The organism is Paenibacillus allorhizoplanae (genome assembly GCF_927798215.1).
GTDB lineage: Bacteria > Bacillota > Bacilli > Paenibacillales > NBRC-103111 > Paenibacillus_E > Paenibacillus_E allorhizoplanae.
Genome location: NZ_CAKMMW010000032.1, coordinates 17,796 through 35,823, shown reverse-complemented (window position 1 = coordinate 35,823; position 18,028 = coordinate 17,796). Strand labels below are relative to the sequence as shown.

Sequence of the window (18,028 nt, the reverse complement as noted above, 5' to 3'; positions counted from 1 at the left end):
CGCCACTTCTTCATAACGTTTCTTATTGCGACTTCGAGACACTTAGTGGCGTCTCTCCCGTTTTACTGTAATGAAAGTCTCGGCGAATGATCTGATCCAAATATTCGTCGTTATGCAGCCGTGCGATTTCCTTCGTCGTGAGAGCATTGATCTTCTGTGCTTCGACGAGTTGTTGTTCCATATTCGCTACGACACTTTTCTTCTCGTGCAGCTTGGCGAACTGCCCCCAGATGTTAACAGCAGCCCAGCTCAGAAAACATAAGACAATGATCAAAAGGATACGCAGTCTTCGCTTCGAGCCTTCCCGACTGATGCGCTTGGTTGAAACGGTTGCTTGAGCATGCATGAATAGGAAATCCTCCTACTTCGAGAATATCCTGCGATAAAGCGCAATGATGCGTCCCTTCAGTTTCTTCAACCAGTCAGGGATCACCAAGTACTTATGCACAGGCTTAGTCATCCAGAGGAATAGTCTCCACATAGGATAGAGCAATTGTAGCACAATTCTGTAAAGGAATATAGCTACGGCTAGCAAAAAGCCTAAAATTATCACCGTTAGACGATATAAGCCAATAATCGGTTTAATGATGAGAATTTCGACAGTCCTCGTAAAGAAGCGGTAAATCGCCACAATAATTCGTATGAGAATGAGCGTTAGACGAATGACAAGCGAGCTAAGAAGAGCGAAATAGAAGCAAATTCCGATCCCCATTCCAAGAAAAATAAAAATACGAACTTGTCCTTCATTACTGTAAATGAGCATCTTAAACACTAGGATTATCGCCACAATCCAATAGATACTATCTACAATGGGGATGGTCCATCGTGGCAACCGCAGCTTGCCCGAGAGCACATGAAAAATATCGAACAGAGCCCCTATGCAAATTCCACTCAGGAACATCATGAAAATCGTCTGAAATTGAACGTGAAGCGTCACTTAAATAGCTTACCAAGAAACCCTTTGGATTTCTCCTGGGTATTCCCGTCCACATAGGCTAATTCATGAATAATACCTTCGATGGCGACTAATCCTTGCTCCAAGCTCAAGTTCTTGATGTGCAAATTTTGCCCCTTAATCATCAAGTAGCCCATTTCCGTTTCTAGGAGGAATTCTTCGCTATCAAAACTTTCTACGTTCAAAACTCCTGATATTTCCAAGAGCTTGCGATTCAGCATCTTAATTTCTTGCCTTTTGTTGCTGTTTTTCACAGGTTCAATCATGGCCTGTACCCCTCCTTCACCTAATCTTACGATATGGGAGGATGTCCATTTTTAGAACCAAGCCTTGCATCCTATGCCTATAAAAAAAGCAGCCTAAAATCCCTTCTGCAGGAATCCCAGGCTACTTCATCGGTATGCGTTATTCGGATTGGAAGGGCTCTTCCTTCAGCAGCGTGTACATCTGCGCAGCGTCTTCCTTACGGGTCGACTCTGTCAAAAGCTCAACGCGAATCGTCACTTTCTTTTGACCGAACTGAATGGATAACTCATCTCCAACTTTCACATGCGTACTCGCTTTAGCGTCCCTACCGTTAATCCACACGCGCCCTTGGTCGGACACATCCTTTGCAACTGTACGGCGTTTGATAAGACGAGATACTTTGAGAAATTTATCGATACGCATTATTTTACAGCGTCTTTAAGCTTGTTGCCCGCTTTGAAAGCAGGAACATTGGATTCTGCGATTTCGATTGGGTTACCCGTTTGCGGGTTGCGACCTGTACGGCCAGAACGCTTACGAGTTTCAAATGTACCGAAACCGATCAATTGTACTTTATCTCCGGATGAAAGAGCGTCTGTCACTTCACCAAGGAATCCGTTAAGGACAACTTCTACGTCTTTCTTAGTAAGTCCGCTTTTTTCAGCGATGTTGTTGATCAAGTCTGTTTTGTTCATGTGTTTTCTTTACCTCCCAAAATGTTTGAAGATCAGGTCTTCTATGTACCAACTGTGGTTACATTTCATGATTATACCTTGCAACAAGTCTAGTATTCTGCTTTTTTCGGCAAAATCCTTCTAGCGTTTATCAAGTTTTATAACTTTTTTGCTTCTTGCCAGTATTTTTCCATCTCTGATAACCCAGTTTGTTCAAAAGATAACCCCTTTAAACGTAACTGTTCCTCAATATATGAAAATCTTTGCATAAATTTCCGATTCGTTTGTGCTAGCGCCTCTTCGGGGTCTACTTTGAGGAATCTAGCAACATTGACGATAGAGAAGAGAACATCCCCCAACTCGTCACGACGCTCCTGAGCCCCGTCTTCCGCCCCTAGTGCAATCGCTTCACGCAGCTCAGCGAGCTCCTCTTCCACCTTAGCCAGCACATCATCTAGCTCTGTCCAGTCAAAACCGACCGCTGCCGCTTTCTTCTGCAGCTTCATTGCCTTCATTAAGCCTGGCAATTCACGCGGAATGCCATCCAGCACTGACTGCTGCGTAACATCGATGCCTTTCTTCCGCTTCTCTTCGACCTTGATCGCATTCCAGTTAACCAAAGCCTCATCAGCATCCTCTGCCTTCGACTCCCCAAACACATGCGGATGGCGACGGATGAGCTTCTCATTCAACGTAGCGATCACATCATACACGGAGAAGGTGCCGATCTCCTCTTCCATTTGCGCGTGCAGCATGACTTGTAAAAGCAAATCGCCAAGCTCCTCGCACATGTGGTCCGGATCATCTTCATCAATGGTTTCCAGTACTTCGTAAGCTTCCTCAATCAGATTCTTGCGCAGACTCTCATGTGTCTGTTCACGATCCCACGGACAACCTTCTGGGCTGCGCAGGGTCTGAACGATCTCATGCAGCTTACCAAATGTCCGGTTGTACGGCCCCTCCTGCTCACTGCGCGGCACCCAAACCAGCGACAGATTGCCATAACCTTTGACATGATCCAGCTCGTGGAGCGGTACTTCGATGATCTGCTCCTGACCTGCCACGCCCAACGAGTGACCCACAACGACCTTATACTCGTCTGGATAGGCATCCATCAGGCTGATTTTCAAATCAGAGGCTGTGTACGTATCGTACACCTGCCCAATCACCGTATGCAGCTGTGGATTCAATGCATAACGGCTGATGCTCGTCGCATCCAGCAACTGGAAGCCGTCAATCGGATCGAAGCCAAATCGTAAGAAGGCCTGGTCTAAGAAGCTCTCTCCACCGGTGATTTGGAGTTCAATCCCCTCAGATGGGCAGCGTTGTTTCAGTAGTTGCACCGTGTACTCCGCGACCATGGGATGACCAGGGACAGCGTAAAGCACTGCAGTCGTATGGCTTTTCGCTGCAGTGATTAATTCTTCCGCAATGGACTCATACACTCTTTCGAACGTCTCATTCGACATGTAATTCGCATCAAACGTTTCGTACGGAATCTCGTTGGCATCCAGCAGTTGCACCATCGGATGGTCTTTCGTCCGCAGGAATAGCTTGGCTTGTGACTTTGCTGTTAGTTGAAGCTTCTTCCATACGCCTAAGGTTAATTGATCTTCGTCTCCTGTCCCGAGTCCAAGGACGGTAATTTGCGGGTTGCTTGTTGCCATGGGATGACACCTCCTGATTAATGGTTGTAGTTGAGTAATACGGCGAATCCACCAGTTATCTTCATCGAGTTGTACATTATACAACATGAAATCGTGTTTCACGTGCTCTTGGGATGGAATGTTGTACTTTGTACAACAACTTTGCCTGAATTGTGCACAATCCGTTGTTTCTGGGCTAAATCGTTGCACAGAATACAATATAAGCGAGAGATTCACCAATTCGACTCCATAATGTTGTATGAAATACATCATTATCAAGCTTCTCCCTAGTTTGAACAACAGATCCCACGCTGCTACTTATCACGGTTGGTCAGCCTCAGCTTCGCGAGGAGCGCCACCAGCTTCCGCTCCAGCTCCGGCATCAGCCTCAGCTCCTCACGGCTGATGCTGCCGCTGCGCAGCAGCGCAAGCGCGTAGACGGCCGCACCGCCGGCTACGCCAATGATCGCGATGGCGCTAGCGCTCCATCGCTCAGGCACGTGCCATGCCGCGCTAGCGAGCATGGCCAGCCCTTGCAGCGCTGCGAGGCCGCCGCCCATCAGCCCCACGGCAAGCAGGGGACTGACGGCGTACGGCCGCAGCGCGAAGCGCACCCCGGTGCTGCGGCGCAGCTGCACCAGATTCAGCCCCGCCGCAGCGGCGTAGGCGATCACCGCGCTGAGCGCGGCGCCGTCGATGCCCCAGCGGGGCACCAACACGATGTTGCCGAGTGCTTTCAGCACGATGGCAACGAGCAGGGCATTCGCCGGCGTGCGGATCGTGCCGGCCCCCTGGAGAACGCTGGCACTGACAGCGTTCAGCGTACTAAACAAGGCCGTGAAGGCCAACACGGCCATCGTCCAGCTCGCCTCGGTGCTCGTATAGAGCATCAGATTGATCGGCATCGCTAAGAAGGCGAGGCCAAACGAGGCGCCAAGCCCGATCAACCATGCGAGCCTGACGGACATCTCCGCGCGAAAGCGGATGAGATCCACTCGCCTGTTCATCTTAGCTTCCGCAATAGCTGGCACCAAGACAGCCGACATCGAGGACGCCACCATCACGACCAACTGGACAAGTGGAAACCCACGGTTATAAAGGCCAAACTGACGCATTGCCTCCAATTCGCTGCCAGATGATGCTTCCAGCAGACGAGGCATCGTGAAGGTATCCACGAGCGTGAGCAGCGGCACCACAATTGCACCAAGGCAGACAGGGATCGCATATATCGTAATTCGTTTCGCCCATTGCCAAGATGAGATCACTTGCTTAGTTTCAAAGCTGGCTTCTATCGCTTTCCTAGCATCCCCACGTCGCTCTCGCCGCCAAAACACAGCCATCACTACAAGACCCGCTCCTGCGCCTGTCACAGAGCCAAACGTAGCCCCCGCCGCGATCCATGCCTCATCATAGGCAAGCGCCACCAGATACAACAATAGCGCGACCATCGTAATTACACGAATGAGCTGCTCAATAACTTGCGATACCGCGGTAGGCACCATGTTTTGATACCCTTGAAAATACCCCCGCAGGACAGCAAGAACGGGAGATAAGAGCAGGGCAAAAGATACACTGCGGATCGCCGTCGCGGTCTGCGTAATGCCAATCCAACCAGCAATCGTCTCCGCACCAAAATACAGCAGGAGAAATAAGACAAGCCCCGCACTCATTAATAGCGCAGATGAGACAACCACAATCCGTTTCGCGCCCGGATGATCTCCTTCCATGACGCGTTCGGCTACAAATTTAGACACTGCAACTGGAAATCCAGCCGTGGCTGCAAATAAGATCAGAATATAGAGCGGATAAACCGCATTATAAATACCAAAAGCTACATCTCCAGCTACGTTTTGCAAAGGAATCTTCTGAAGCGTCCCTAGTAGCTTAGAGAGCACAGCCGCACCCCCGAGCAGCGCAGCACCCTTTAACAGCTTGTTCTGTTTACCATCACCATGCCTCTGGAGCCCTTCTTTCTGCTGATCTTGCTCCTTGATGGTAGCCCTCATTCCGATTTACTCCTCTACACAAACATGATTCCTATGTACGTATTATAGCGAAATCTGCCAGTACAGACAAAAAAAAGCTTCGCTTACAGATGCATCATCTCCGTAAGGAAGCCTTCGTTTGGAATTATGTGTTCATTGCTCCATCTGCTTCGCTAGGAATCCAGCGGCAGTCTCGACCATTTTAACTTCCATATTGCCCATTTTCACATTCTCGTCTTTCGAGATCAGGATAACTGAACCAATGGGATCTCCCCCTGCAACAATCGGCGCAGCTACGAAGGAAGTGAATGTTTCATTGGTATCTTTAATAATCTCGAATTGACCTGAACTGCTTTCAATGACAGCCTTACGATTTTCCATGCAAGACTCTATAATCGCCCCAACCGATTTCTCTAAATAATCCTTCTTAGATCCGCCAGCCATAGCAATAATATGATCTCGATCCGAAATCAAGGCAACATGATTGGTGCTTTCAAACAGCGACTCCGCATATTCCTTCGCAAAATCACCAAGCTCACCAATCGGTGAATACTTCTTCAGAATAACTTCTCCATCACGATCCACGAAAATTTCCAAAGGGTCACCTTCACGAATGCGTAGGGTGCGCCGTATTTCCTTTGGGATTACAACTCTCCCTAAATCATCTATCCGACGGACAATTCCAGTTGCTTTCATACCTCTAGATGCCTCACTTTCCGCTTACGAATTAGATACGACACGAGCATGAAACTTGTATGCTAGATCGGGATTTGGTGGGAACTTGAAATCTATCCATAGTATTCTTCACTTCCCATTCTTCTATGCAGACGCCCCGACTAAGCAATTTACTTTATTTAGCTCTGCATCCTGCTGCGCTTATCATGTCCAAAAATGAGAAATAAAAACAGGATGTCCATTATCGGACATCCTGGTAAGTTCTTACTTTGCAGCTGGGCTAGCCGCAGGACTAGCTGCTGGACTTGCCGCCGGTGCTGGTGCTGCTTCTACTTTAGGAAGGTTATTCGTTTCGATCAATTTCGGATATTCTGTTTCAGCAAATTCAGACAAGGATTTCTCTGCAAGCTGAGATTTGATTTGTGTTTTAAGTGTATCATCCAGTTGTTTCGTGCTTCTGGATTCAACTTTCATCACGTGATAACCGAAAGTGGATTCTACAGGATCACTGATTTTGTTCAATGGAAGGGTGCTTGCTGCATCTTTGAACTCTGTTACCCATTCGTTGATGTTGGCATCTTTGTACGTACCGCCTGTATCCTTGGAACCTGGATCGTCAGAGAATTCTTTCGCAAGTGCTGCGAAATCGCCGCCTGCATCCAACTTCGCTTTTACTTCTTTCGCTCTCTTCAACGCATCTTCCTTCGTACGAAGATCTGCTTGTGTAGCAGAATCCTTCAACGCGATCAGAATGTGGCTAACGGTCGCAACGTCAAACGCATGCGCAGCTGCTTGTTCTTTGTAAGAATCTTGAACCGCTTGGTCTGTGATCTTGCTTTCCATGCTGCCCATTGTGTAGAAGCTTAATTTCATCAAGGACTCGATATCTTTTAATTCGATACCGTTGTCTTTCAACTGCTTGTCCATTCCGCCTTCTTGTTTACCGAAATAGTCAGTAATGGCCTTCATTTGCTCTGTTACTTGTTTGTCAGCATCCGCTTTCACTTTGTCGTCCGCTTTAGCGGAAAGAACACGGAAAGTAACCATTTGCTTCAACATATCTTGTTGAAAAGCTGGATCAGCCAAGTATTGAGCTAATTGCGGGGAGAACATTTTATTTACGTTGATGAAAGAATCGAATTCACCGCGTGTAATTTTCCCGCCTTCTTTGTACGTAGCAATAATATCGCTTGGATTACCTGTAGCAGCCGCTGATGCGGAAGGCGAAGCTGTTGCAGCGCCTTCCTTTTTGTCTCCACACGCGCTGAGGACAGAGAATGCAAGGACAACTGTCACCAAACCTAATATCCATTTTCTCGAAGTACGTCGTTGTCTGCTAGTTTCATTTGGCAACATCCTGTAATTCCCCTTTCGTTTTCAGAACATCCTTATATTGTACCAAGAATTTCTCCAACAATTCGATGGAGGCTTCCGGCTTCATGCCTTTAAAGCGGATAACAATAAGTAGCTGCGGATCTGCGTTCAATTTGATACGACCATCAAAGCCTTTGGACAAAGCGAGCAGCTTCTGGCCATCCAGCCTGCCATTCTGGTCGATATGCACCTTGATTAGGTAATCCTCCCCTTTTTGGCTAATCGTTTCAATCCGGTAATCCGAACCGTATGCTTTCAAACGAGCCACTGTCAGTAGGTTGAACACGGCCTGCGGCAGATCACCGAAGCGATCAACGAGCTCATCATGCAGATCCGCGGCTTCTTCCAGCGTACGAATGGCGGCCACTTTTTTGTAAATTTCGATTTTTTGCATGCTGTCATAGATATAATCAGATGGCAGATACGCATCCAATTGAATGTCGATTGACGTATGCCATTCCGGTTCTGGAATGATCGCTTCTCCATCTATCTCCAGCTTCAGCTTTGCAATTTCTTCGGCTAACATTTGGGAGTACAAATCAAAACCGACAGATGCAATAAAGCCGTGCTGTTCAGCACCCAATAAGTTTCCTGCGCCACGAATGGATAAGTCCCTCATCGCAATTTTAAAGCCTGAACCAAGTTCTGTAAACTCTTTAATCGCTTGAAGTCGTTTCTCGGCTACTTCTGTCAGCACTTTATCACGCTGATACGTGAAATACGCATATGCGACGCGATTCGACCTGCCTACACGTCCGCGCAGCTGATAGAGCTGGGAAAGGCCCATTTTATCCGCATCATGGACAATAAGTGTATTCACATTCGGGATGTCTACGCCGGTTTCGATAATGCTTGTGCTGACGAGAACATCATACTCCCCGTCCAAGAAATCGAGAATCGTTTTCTCGAGCTCCTGCTCACCCATTTGACCATGCGCTACGGTTACACGTGCATCCGGAATCATCATCGAGATTTGATCAGCGATTTGTGTAATGCCTTGTACGCGATTATATAGATAATAAACTTGCCCTTCACGCGCCAACTCACGCTCGATAGCTTCTCTAACCAGTGTCGGCCCGTATTCCACCACATAGGTCTGAACCGGGAAGCGGTTCTCTGGCGGGGTTTCAATGACCGATAAGTCACGAACGCCCAACATAGACATATGCAGGGTTCTTGGAATTGGCGTCGCCGTTAGCGTCAGCACGTCTACGTTCGTCTTCAGACGCTTGAGCTTCTCTTTGTGGGACACGCCGAAACGCTGCTCCTCATCGACGATGAGCAGGCCTAGGTCTTTGAACTGAATGTCTTGCGACAAGAGGCGATGGGTTCCAATCACGACATCAACGACGCCTTTCTTGACCCCTTTCATGACCTCCGTCTGTTCTTTCTTAGAACGGAAACGACTTAACACTTTCACATTGAACGGATAACCGGAGAAGCGTTCACGGAAGGTTTCATAATGCTGCTGCGCCAAAATCGTCGTAGGTACGAGAACAGCAACCTGCTTCCCGTCAATGGCTGCCTTAAAGGCTGCGCGAACAGCAACTTCGGTTTTGCCATAGCCAACATCTCCGCATAACAATCGATCCATGGGACGTGCTTTTTCCATATCCGTTTTAATTTCTTCAATCGCACGAAGCTGATCGCGCGTTTCATCGTAAGGGAACATCGCTTCGAACTCATTCTGATACGAACTATCCTTGCTAAATCCGTAACCCGTCGCAGCTTGACGCTCGGCATACAGCTTAATCAGCTCATCTGCAATATCTTTGACAGATGCGCGTGCTTTGCTTTTCACCCGTGCCCAATCAGCGCCGCCAAGTTTATATACCTTCGGCTCCTTCTCTTCGGAACCAACATATTTCTGAATCAAATCAATCTGATCGATCGGAACAGACAGCTTATCGCCGCCGGCATACATAATATGCAAATAATCCTTATGAATCCCGCCAACCTCTAATGTTCCGATGCCAACGTATTTCCCGATCCCGTGATTGACGTGAACAACGTAGTCGCCGACCTTCAGCTCTTGATAGCTTTTGATCCGTTCTGCGTTCTCCAGCTTCTTCTCCACTTTACGTGCTTTACGCTGCTTCTGAGTGAAAATCTCACCCTCTGTAATCACGACAAGGTGAATCGAAGGCATTTCAAAGCCTGTTTGCAGATTGCCATCTACAATCTCAGGAACTTCAATCTGGTAGTCGCCCAGAACACGACGTACACGTTCTGCACGGTCATCGCCATTCGCTAGAAGAATGACCTTACTGCCATTCTTCTTCCACCGCTCCATCTCCGCCTTGAGGAGATTCATTTGCCCATGGAAGTTTTGCATGACACGGCATACGAAGTTCACGATATTCTGCGGCTGAATACCCGCTACCTGACGCAGGAAAAGGGATACATACAACGTCGGGAACGGTCTGCGGTGCAGCAGGGTTTCGTAAGATTTAGACAGCACAAAAGCCGGCAAGCTCTTCCCCTCAGTCAACGCATGCATCATCCACTCGGCTTCATCACGCTCGAGCTGCTTCGCTGTTTCCAAGAGGCGAGCAGGTTCGTCGATAATGAGAATCGAGTCTGTGGGCATGTAGTCCATGAGCGTCTGTCTTTCCGTGTATAGGAGAGAAATATATTTATAAATGCCTGGGAACGTCTGACCTTCTCGCATAAGCTCGATATCGCGGCCTACAACCTCCAACAGCTTGTCTTTGGCTGAGCGCTCGGTCATCTTCGCCAATTGCGCTTGCAGCAGCTCATACGCATGCTGTGCAGCTGACTGTAAACGCTTTCTATCCGCTTGAATCTCACGGCATGGAGGGATCGTCACCGTTGTTAGTTTATCAATTGACCGCTGGTCACTTACATCGAAAGTCCGAATAGAGTCGATTTCGATATCAAAGAGCTCAATCCGAATCGCATTCTCCGACGTTAACGGAAATAAATCGAGAATGCCGCCTCGTACACTCATTTCACCTTTGGTTTCAACCCGTTCAACCCGTTCGTAGCCTAGGCTGGATAAAGAAGCCAGCAGCTCGTCTAATTGAACCGTGTCACCGACATTTATCGTTACTCGGGATTCTTCGAACACCTGTTTGAGTGGCAGCAATCTTCGCACACCAGCAAATGGCGCAATAACTACGCCGCGGAATCCGCCAGCAAGTTTAGTGAGAACGTCAATACGCTGCGCCAGCATCTCTGGGCTTGAAGCCGCTTCTTCGGTAGTCAGAAGCTCTTGAGATGGATAGAGCAGCACTTCATCAGGGGATAGACACTCCAAGAGGTCTTCCGCTATTTTTTGCGCAGCGAACATATTGTGCGTAACAACGAAAAGCGGACGCTCCAGCTCACGCGCAAGTGAGGCCAGCATGATTTGCCTGGAGGAGCCAGTTAAACCGGCAATGAGCTGCTCTTTCATTTCGGACTTGAGGCCTGTCACGATCGTTTGAAAGTCGGAATCCGCAGAAAAAGCTTGAATTAAAGCTTGCAAACAAGTACACTCCCCTCACAAAAAGAAGCCTCGGCACACTTGCCTCGGCTATTAACTCTTTATCTTCATCATAAATTATTGCAACGGACTGGCTAGCAGGGATAATTCTGGGTTCGCTTCTAATGCCTCATGACAGTAGTCGCAAACGACCCTAACCGTAACATCTCCGTTCGTATTATACGATATTATATCTCTACGCTCATCAGGGGTCAAGAAATGGAAGCCTAACTGCTGCTCGGTAATCGCACGCTGATTAATTTCCCCGACAAAGGTATGACAATGTCTGCAAATATACTTGATCATATGTATGCCTCCTTCGATAATTCGATTACATCCTAGTATGACCATTCTTCGGAATAATTAGCCGAATCTGCCATTGTCATTTTCGAATGGGGAGCTTACATATCATCATATATACAGTAGATTCATGTGTTGAGATTATTTGTTAAACTTAGCCATCGTCTTCTCGAAGGATTCGCCTAAGCTAAACTCCATTGCATCACAGGTTAAATCCAACACGTCGTTAATGGACTTCATCTCATCTTTGGAAAAGTTAGACAGTACATAATCCGCAATGTTATAGCCTGGCGCCGGGCGATTCACACCAATCCGAATCCGATTGAAGATCTGTGTGCCTCCATGCTGAATAATGGACTTAATACCGTTATGTCCACCTGGGCTCCCTTGATAACGAAGACGAATTTGACCGAATGATGTGTCCATATCATCATAAACAATCACGACGTCTTCCAATTTCGCTTTATAGAAATCAAGGAAGGCGCGCATGGATTCACCTGAAAGGTTCATGTACGTCATCGGTTTCAGTAAATACACCTTCGTCCCGTTCACATTACCTTCTGCGAGCAGCCCTTTTCCTTTATTCTGAAAAGAGGTAATCCCCCACTTGGCGGCAAAGCGATCAATCGCCATGAACCCGACATTGTGCCGATTCAGCTCATACTGCTTTCCCGGATTTCCCAGTCCGATAAAACATTTCATAATTTTCAAAATCCCCCCATAGATAAACGAATACGCTGTCTTTCGAGGGACGAGCGTGTTTGTCCAGGTTGACTAGAAAGTAAAAACGAAAACTTTCTATTTCAACTAGCGATAAACTAAAAAACCTTTGCGGAACCCGCTTCTAAAGGTTATTGTTTACAATATACCTGTTACCTAATGTTATCCATCCCATAAAAGCTGTAGGTGATAAAAGAAAGATGTATCTTCATGGAGAACAGCTTACAGAAGATGATCATTTTCAAGATCATATCGATGCGGACGTACCCGTCCAAGTATACTATCAAAATCTGCACAAGGATATAGGCTTTATTGAAATGTACAACCGTCATTTCGTTAAGATTAATCGTATCTTTTATAGCAGAAAGAAGCATACTTTTGTTTCGCGCCCTGGATATTAAGCGCTTTCATTGAAGGGGCAAACCCCAATTCAGTTGCTTTTCCATGGACTAGCCTATGAAAAAGAACCTCTATCGGTTTCGCTCAGCCCGGACGCTTCCACGTAAACCAGGCTGAGTGGGCAGCACTTCATTTCTAGCGTACCCCGCCTCAAGAGGTTCCATTCCTATTGCTCAATTACTCCGTCGCATATGGCAATAAACAGTCCATTAACGACCTTTATTTTCTTTCTTCGCCTTCATCCGCGCCTTAATTTTATCCGCATAGCCCGCTTTATTCTCTTGGCGTACACGAGCGATAGACAGATCACCTTCGTTCACATTATGTGTGATCGTGGTGCCAGCAACCACATAAGCCCCATCCCCTATTTTCACAGGTGCAATCAAATTGACATTACTGCCAATAAACGCATCATTTCCGATTTCCGTTAGGTTTTTATTAAACCCATCATAATTCACCGTTATGGCACCGCAGCCGATATTCACATTCGTTCCAACCACCGCATCACCTACGTAGCTCAAATGAGAAACCTTCGTTCCTTCACCCAGCGTCGCGTTTTTGATCTCAACGAAATCGCCAACCTTCACTTGTTTGCCAAGCTTAGCGCCAGGTCTTAAATAGGCGAATGGCCCAACGGATGTTTCACTATCCACATAAGCCTCTTGAAGAACGGATTGCTTAATTGTTACTTCGTCCTGAATCGTGGAATCGATGATTTCAGTTTGCGGTCCAATCGTACAAAGCTCGCCAATCTGCGTGTTTCCGCGCAAAATCGTACCTGGCAGCAGAATCGTATCCGCGCCAATCGTAACATCCTTCTCGATATACGTATGGAGTGGATCAATAATCGTAACCCCATTCAACATATGCTGGCGATTAATCCGCGCTTTAAACAGTTGCTCCGCTTCGGACAATGCCACACGATCGTTCACACCAATCGATTCAGCCGGATCTGCCATACAATAGCCTTGAACGACTTCGCCTGCGCTTGTCATAATCCCAATAACATCGGTCAAATAGTACTCATTCTGTACATTCTTGTTCGTAACTGACGCCAGTGCATTGAACATTTTGCGATTATCAAAAATGTACGTACCCGTGTTAATCTCCTGAACAGCCGCTTCCTCATCTGTGCAATCCTTCTGCTCAACGATCCGCGCGACGCGTCCGTCTTCTCCACGAATAATTCGTCCGTAACCTTGCGGCTCACCTAGCTTTGCAGTCAAAATCGTCGCTGCCGCGCCAGATTGTTGGTGCAGTTCGATCGTCTCTTGCAGCGTAGCTGCTGTAATAAGTGGCGTATCCCCGCAAATAACAACCGTCATTCCCTCTTCCTCACCAAGCAGATCCTTGGCCTGGAGCACGGCATGACCCGTTCCTAACTGTTGCTCTTGCAGTGCATACTGAGCACGATCGCCTAAGTAGCCTTTTACGGCTTCCGCACCAAATCCAACCACCACCACGGTTTGCGTTACTTCTATATGTTGCAGCGTATCCACAACGTGACCCACCATCGGTTTACCAACGACCGGATGAAGCACCTTGTATAGCTTTGATTTCATTCGTTTCCCTTGTCCTGCAGCTAGCACAATTGCCATGAGCTTCAACGAATATCCAACTCCTTTATTATGATTTCATGATTTCTCTTTATATCTCTAATGCTTATCTCTAAAACAATGAGTTCTTCCCCCAATATAGCATCATTACCTGCCAAAAGAAAAGAGAGCCCCAAGGGCTCTCTCAATAATCTGAATTATGCGCCTTCTTCAATAACTTCCTCTTCTACAGCCGCGCGATCATATTCAGCGAGTACTGCTGCTTGAATTTTCTCACGAGTCGTGGACGAAATCGGATGAGCGATATCGCGGAATTCACCGTCAGGTGTTCGCTTGCTCGGCATAGCAACGAACATTCCGTTATTGCCATCGATGACACGAATGTCGTGTACGACGAACTCGTTATCAATGGTAATAGAAGCAATCGCCTTCATCCTCCCCTCGGAGTTTACCCGGCGGAGTCTTACATCTGTAATTTGCACTTGTGTTCACCACCTTTTTCCATCTCTGAGACTTGGGTGATATATTCAACATCTCCATGCAAATTCCTTCTTATTTTTTTGAAATTTTTGATAACTTAATGTGTTCTTAATGTTTCTGTTAAATTTCGACAGGAATCACAGCAATTAGTTCAATTTCGACAAAAACATCACGAGGTAATCTCGCAACTTCTACGGTAGATCTAGCAGGTTTATGATCTCCGAAGTAGCTAGCGTAGATCTCATTCAGCTCGCCGAATTGGTTCATATCCTTCAAGAAGACAGTCGCTTTCACAACTTGCCCGAACGATGAGCCTGCTGCTTCAAGCACGCCTTTCAAATTTTCGAAAACTTGAACAGCTTGTTCCTTAATGCCGCCTTCTACGATTTGTCCATCTAAGCCTAACGGGATTTGTCCGGAAGTAAACAACAGGTTACCCAGTTTAACCGCTTGTGAGTATGGTCCGATCGCAGCAGGTGCTGCTGATGTTGAAATGAATTCCATCTGTATAAATCTCCTTTATTTGGAATCAAAATAGTTGCCAGGCTCTACCGTAATTTGTTTCGTTTTGGAGTCTACGCCATATAACCGAGCTAGTGACACATAGTTATCCACCAACTGCTCCTCGGCCTCGCAGGATTCCATGAATACACCAACACCTTGTACAGTTGCTTTAAACTCGGCTAGCAGGTCCATCATGCCATGAATCGTTCCGCCAACATGCATGAAGTCGTCGATGATCAGTACCTTGGATTCTTCCTTCAGTGCACGCCGTGCAAGTGACATCGTCTGGATCCTTTTGTTGGAGCCCGACACATAGTTAATGCTAACGGCTGAACCTTCCGTCACCCGGCTGTCTCTACGTACGATAACAACAGGTAAATTCATATAGGTAGCCGTTGCATAAGCAAGCGGTATCCCTTTGGTTTCAACGGTCATAATTACGTCCACATCGCGACCAGCGAAAGCGGATGCAAAGGTTTTGCCAATTTCGTTCAAATACTGGGGTTGTCCCATTATATCTGACATATACAAATAGCCACCCGGGAGAATCCGTTCTGGTTGTTGAAGTTGCAAACATAGGTTCTGGATAAACTTCAGTGATATTTCTTTGGGCACCTTCGGTGAAAACTTCACGCCTCCGGCTGCTCCGGCCAGCGTATTCAGTTCGCCCAATCCTTCTTCTTCAAAAACTTCCTTGATGATGGCAAGATCTTCGCTTATGGAAGATTTCGCGGAGTTGTAACGCTCGGCAAAAGTCGTTAAAGGGATTAACGAGTGGGGGCGAAATAACAAATATTGTGTCATTTCTACCAGCCTAGCGCTCCTTTTCAACTTTTTCATCGCACTACCCCCCAAAATCCGAATATTATAATGAAAATATACCACTTTTATACGTATTTGTTCAAGCGAACCATGAAAAATATGTTAACATAAACTTAACATGCATCTGACATCGATTAAGGCTCATGATCCATCCTTACCATTATACCCCTTTAGATGAAAAAGAGCCCCGTCGCGGGGCTCCAACAAGCTTCTTTAGGTCAGCATGCGCACAGCGTAAACATCCTTACAAAAGCCTCGCAGCCCGTTATAGATGCGCGGCACTTTCGCCTCCTTGGAAACAAGACCAAAGACGGTTGGCCCGCTGCCCGACATCAATACACCGTCTGCCCCTAAGCGCTGCATGCACTCCTTCAGATGTCTGACCTCTGGATACAGATCCAGCGTCACTTCCTCCAGTACATTGCCTAAATTGTCGCATAAACGATCGAACTGCTTGTCCCGTATCGCACTTAATACACCAGACGTGGAAGGATGATGCTTGATCTCGCGCGCGTTCAGCTTTCCGTAAATCTCTGAGGTCGACACATTAATAGGCGGCTTCGCTAGGACAACCCAGCACTGAGGCGGTGCTGAGATATGTTCCAGCTTCTCGCCACGCCCTGTTGCAAGAGCAGTTCCTCCTGTCACACAGAAAGGCACATCCGAGCCAAGCTCTGCACCTAGCACTTGAAGCTCCTCATTTGGGATATTCAAGTTCCAGAGACGGTTGAGCCCTCGCAATGTTGCAGCCGCGTCGCTGCTCCCGCCCGCTAAACCTGCAGCCACAGGTATCCGCTTGTCCAAGTGAATATAGACGCCCTGTTTGACGTCGTAGCGGTCTTTAATGAGACGTGCAGCCTGAAAGGCTAGATTCTTCTCATCGAGCGGAATGTACCCCGCCTGACTCGATATGATAATCGTGTCACGTGCCATCTCCTGCATTTCGATCCGATCAGCCAAATCCACCATCGTCATAACCATCTCAACTTCATGGTAGCCGTCTGGCCTTTTATGTAAAACATCAAGAGACAAATTAATTTTAGCCGGTGCTTTCTCAAAAATCTTCATCCGATCACCTTCTTTTGCTCGTTAGCCACCCCGATATTATAACAAAAGCATAAAAAAAAAGCTAAAGCATTTGCTTTAGCTGTAATACGGACGTTGCGTGCCTTGTCCGGACTGCTGATTAGACTGCTGGTAGCCAGCCGGCGGATAATTCGCTGTGCCCATTTGTTGCTGATGATGACTGTTATATGACGGTGAATAGTTTGTATGTCCCTGTCCGTTAAATGCCGGCTGACTAGCGGTCGTCTGACGATAGTTAGACGAGGGGGTGTGCGCGTTGGTCGGAGCCGAAACGTATTGTTTGGCCAAATGCTCCTGTGCAATTTGAATCGCCCGCTTCACCATATTCCCTGCATCCTTCGTGCGAATCCCTGACCAGCCTTCTCGCTGTACGACATCGTAGAAACCAAGATCCTTCGCTAACTCATATTTAAAACTCTCAGACATCACACTTCTTCTTCGACTCATACCAAATCCTCCTTATCATTTGCGCACAATGAACGCTGCAACCATCATAAGCAGTGATTGAATGACGATTTCGAATAGTATGCCCTGATCGTTAGGATAGATACAAAGCAAAAACAGGCCACAGAGGCCTGTTCAATATCGGAACGCTATTAAGCTAATGCTGTATGTAAGTGATGCGAACCTGACCATCATCGTTGCATACGGTAACTTCGACGGACTCGGTGAGGATATCGGCGTAGCTGTATGACACTCGTTTGAAGGCATGGGATTCTTGATCTAATTTCACAATAAACACAGAAGGGTAGGTTTCTTCTAAAACACCGGAACGCTCGACAGTCTTACGACGGCCACCATTCGCTCTCAACATGATCTTCTGCCCAACATGGGGCTCCAAACTGCGTTTGATTTCCAATAGCGCATTTTTTGCCATTGTCAACTACCACCTCTTTCCTAGTCAATTATAACCCATTCACCCCACCATGTCAAATGAGGGCAAATATTATATCAGCACCCTATTCCCGTTGTCAACGGCATTTTTATAGGTTTTCCGATTTCTCCTCCCTTCAGGTTGTCACCAATGTTCGCAAATTATTCACACTTTTCCAGTTAAGGAGAAACTTCTTTCCCTTGTACATACGAATATGGAGCAAATACCAAGGAACTACTGCCTGA

At 47.0% G+C, this 18,028-nt stretch carries 19 protein-coding genes and 1 pseudogene; 1 reads left to right on the top strand and 19 read right to left on the bottom strand.

Translation table 11 applies throughout. The annotated features are described in order from the left end of the window. Positions 1–22: 22 nt before the first annotated feature. The 12 genes from L6I86_RS31925 to pth form a co-directional block, all read right to left on the bottom strand. Positions 23–346: an FtsB family cell division protein gene (locus L6I86_RS31925; RefSeq protein WP_056617947.1), complete on the bottom strand. Its 324-nt coding sequence runs from the start codon at positions 344–346 to the stop codon at positions 23–25. Between the two features lie 15 nt (positions 347–361). After that, positions 362–937 carry a spore cortex biosynthesis protein YabQ gene (gene yabQ, locus L6I86_RS31920; protein WP_056617950.1) on the bottom strand — a complete coding sequence of 192 codons (576 nt, stop codon included), beginning with the start codon at positions 935–937 and terminating at the stop codon, positions 362–364. Beyond that, positions 934–1,221 carry a sporulation protein YabP gene (gene yabP / locus L6I86_RS31915; protein ID WP_056617955.1) on the bottom strand — a complete coding sequence of 96 codons (288 nt, stop codon included), beginning with the start codon at positions 1,219–1,221 and terminating at the stop codon, positions 934–936. Before yabP ends, yabQ begins: the two co-directional genes overlap by 4 nt. Positions 1,222–1,360: 139 nt before the next feature. Next, positions 1,361–1,624 carry an RNA-binding S4 domain-containing protein gene (locus L6I86_RS31910; protein WP_056617957.1) on the bottom strand — a complete coding sequence of 88 codons (264 nt, stop codon included), beginning with the start codon at positions 1,622–1,624 and terminating at the stop codon, positions 1,361–1,363. Further along, positions 1,624–1,896, bottom strand: a complete 273-nt coding sequence (locus tag L6I86_RS31905; RefSeq protein WP_028557378.1) for an HU family DNA-binding protein — start codon at positions 1,894–1,896, stop codon at positions 1,624–1,626. Before L6I86_RS31905 ends, L6I86_RS31910 begins: the two co-directional genes overlap by 1 nt. A 137-nt stretch (positions 1,897–2,033) precedes the next feature. Further along, positions 2,034–3,542, bottom strand: coding sequence for a bifunctional methyltransferase/pyrophosphohydrolase YabN (gene yabN, locus L6I86_RS31900; protein ID WP_236292787.1), 1,509 nt, complete (start codon positions 3,540–3,542; stop codon positions 2,034–2,036). A 293-nt stretch (positions 3,543–3,835) separates the two neighbouring features. Continuing rightward, positions 3,836–5,527, bottom strand: coding sequence for a putative polysaccharide biosynthesis protein (locus L6I86_RS31895; RefSeq protein ID WP_236292785.1), 1,692 nt, complete (start codon positions 5,525–5,527; stop codon positions 3,836–3,838). A 132-nt stretch (positions 5,528–5,659) separates the two neighbouring features. Next, a complete protein-coding gene (gene spoVT, locus L6I86_RS31890) occupies positions 5,660–6,202 on the bottom strand; it encodes a stage V sporulation protein T (protein ID WP_056617966.1) in 543 nt (180 codons plus the stop codon). 243 nt (positions 6,203–6,445) lie between these two features. Next, on the bottom strand, positions 6,446–7,537 hold the full coding sequence (locus L6I86_RS31885) for a peptidylprolyl isomerase (protein ID WP_236292783.1): 1,092 nt from the start codon (positions 7,535–7,537) through the stop codon (positions 6,446–6,448). Further along, the gene (mfd, locus tag L6I86_RS31880; protein ID WP_236292781.1) at positions 7,524–11,045 is read right to left on the bottom strand and encodes a transcription-repair coupling factor; all 3,522 of its coding nucleotides are present in this window, start codon (positions 11,043–11,045) and stop codon (positions 7,524–7,526) included. Before mfd ends, L6I86_RS31885 begins: the two co-directional genes overlap by 14 nt. Positions 11,046–11,120: 75 nt before the next feature. Continuing rightward, the gene (locus L6I86_RS31875) at positions 11,121–11,348 is read right to left on the bottom strand and encodes an anti-sigma-F factor Fin (RefSeq protein ID WP_056617980.1); all 228 of its coding nucleotides are present in this window, start codon (positions 11,346–11,348) and stop codon (positions 11,121–11,123) included. A 135-nt stretch (positions 11,349–11,483) separates the two neighbouring features. Then, complete coding sequence (pth, locus tag L6I86_RS31870; RefSeq protein ID WP_056617983.1) at positions 11,484–12,044, bottom strand: aminoacyl-tRNA hydrolase; 561 nt, start codon at positions 12,042–12,044, stop codon at positions 11,484–11,486. Between the two features lie 218 nt (positions 12,045–12,262). Between pth and L6I86_RS31865 the strand changes: the two genes are divergently transcribed. Then, positions 12,263–12,463 carry a hypothetical protein gene (locus L6I86_RS31865; RefSeq protein WP_236292779.1) on the top strand — a complete coding sequence of 67 codons (201 nt, stop codon included), beginning with the start codon at positions 12,263–12,265 and terminating at the stop codon, positions 12,461–12,463. 207 nt (positions 12,464–12,670) lie between these two features. Here the strand turns inward: L6I86_RS31865 and glmU are convergent, their stop codons facing one another. The 7 genes and pseudogenes from glmU to veg form a co-directional block, all read right to left on the bottom strand. Further along, positions 12,671–14,068, bottom strand: a complete 1,398-nt coding sequence (gene glmU, locus L6I86_RS31860) for a bifunctional UDP-N-acetylglucosamine diphosphorylase/glucosamine-1-phosphate N-acetyltransferase GlmU (protein ID WP_276574923.1) — start codon at positions 14,066–14,068, stop codon at positions 12,671–12,673. A gap of 146 nt (positions 14,069–14,214) precedes the next feature. Beyond that, positions 14,215–14,499, bottom strand: a complete 285-nt coding sequence (gene spoVG / locus L6I86_RS31855) for a septation regulator SpoVG (RefSeq protein ID WP_028557369.1) — start codon at positions 14,497–14,499, stop codon at positions 14,215–14,217. Positions 14,500–14,617: 118 nt separating this feature from the next. Next, on the bottom strand, positions 14,618–15,001 hold the full coding sequence (locus L6I86_RS31850) for a RidA family protein (protein ID WP_056617992.1): 384 nt from the start codon (positions 14,999–15,001) through the stop codon (positions 14,618–14,620). Positions 15,002–15,016: 15 nt separating this feature from the next. After that, a complete protein-coding gene (gene purR, locus L6I86_RS31845) occupies positions 15,017–15,841 on the bottom strand; it encodes a pur operon repressor (protein ID WP_056617995.1) in 825 nt (274 codons plus the stop codon). 195 nt (positions 15,842–16,036) lie between these two features. Next, the gene (gene ispE / locus L6I86_RS31840; protein ID WP_056617998.1) at positions 16,037–16,891 is read right to left on the bottom strand and encodes a 4-(cytidine 5'-diphospho)-2-C-methyl-D-erythritol kinase; all 855 of its coding nucleotides are present in this window, start codon (positions 16,889–16,891) and stop codon (positions 16,037–16,039) included. Positions 16,892–17,185: 294 nt separating this feature from the next. Beyond that, a pseudogene (locus L6I86_RS31835) lies at positions 17,186–17,356 on the bottom strand (small, acid-soluble spore protein, alpha/beta type); the annotation flags it as partial. Positions 17,357–17,510: 154 nt separating this feature from the next. Then, positions 17,511–17,786, bottom strand: coding sequence for a biofilm formation stimulator Veg (veg, locus tag L6I86_RS31830; protein ID WP_028557365.1), 276 nt, complete (start codon positions 17,784–17,786; stop codon positions 17,511–17,513). Positions 17,787–18,028 lie beyond the last annotated feature (242 nt).

Excerpts from the sequence above, each read along its gene's own strand:
- L6I86_RS31925 (WP_056617947.1), bottom strand. The coding sequence starts at position 346 with ATGCATGCTCAAGCAACCGTTTCAACCAAGCGCATCAGTCGGGAAGGC.
- L6I86_RS31875 (WP_056617980.1), bottom strand. The coding sequence starts at position 11,348 with ATGATCAAGTATATTTGCAGACATTGTCATACCTTTGTCGGGGAAATT.
- L6I86_RS31885 (WP_236292783.1), bottom strand. The coding sequence starts at position 7,537 with ATGTTGCCAAATGAAACTAGCAGACAACGACGTACTTCGAGAAAATGG.
- yabP (WP_056617955.1), bottom strand. The coding sequence starts at position 1,221 with ATGATTGAACCTGTGAAAAACAGCAACAAAAGGCAAGAAATTAAGATG.
- L6I86_RS31910 (WP_056617957.1), bottom strand. The coding sequence starts at position 1,624 with ATGCGTATCGATAAATTTCTCAAAGTATCTCGTCTTATCAAACGCCGT.
- L6I86_RS31895 (WP_236292785.1), bottom strand. The coding sequence starts at position 5,527 with ATGAGGGCTACCATCAAGGAGCAAGATCAGCAGAAAGAAGGGCTCCAG.
- L6I86_RS31850 (WP_056617992.1), bottom strand. The coding sequence starts at position 15,001 with ATGGAATTCATTTCAACATCAGCAGCACCTGCTGCGATCGGACCATAC.
- L6I86_RS31905 (WP_028557378.1), bottom strand. The coding sequence starts at position 1,896 with ATGAACAAAACAGACTTGATCAACAACATCGCTGAAAAAAGCGGACTT.
- veg (WP_028557365.1), bottom strand. The coding sequence starts at position 17,786 with ATGGCAAAAAATGCGCTATTGGAAATCAAACGCAGTTTGGAGCCCCAT.
- yabN (WP_236292787.1), bottom strand. The coding sequence starts at position 3,542 with ATGGCAACAAGCAACCCGCAAATTACCGTCCTTGGACTCGGGACAGGA.
- ispE (WP_056617998.1), bottom strand. The coding sequence starts at position 16,891 with ATGAAGATTTTTGAGAAAGCACCGGCTAAAATTAATTTGTCTCTTGAT.
- spoVT (WP_056617966.1), bottom strand. The coding sequence starts at position 6,202 with ATGAAAGCAACTGGAATTGTCCGTCGGATAGATGATTTAGGGAGAGTT.
- pth (WP_056617983.1), bottom strand. The coding sequence starts at position 12,044 with ATGAAATGTTTTATCGGACTGGGAAATCCGGGAAAGCAGTATGAGCTG.
- purR (WP_056617995.1), bottom strand. The coding sequence starts at position 15,841 with ATGAAAAAGTTGAAAAGGAGCGCTAGGCTGGTAGAAATGACACAATAT.
- L6I86_RS31865 (WP_236292779.1), top strand. The coding sequence starts at position 12,263 with ATGTATCTTCATGGAGAACAGCTTACAGAAGATGATCATTTTCAAGAT.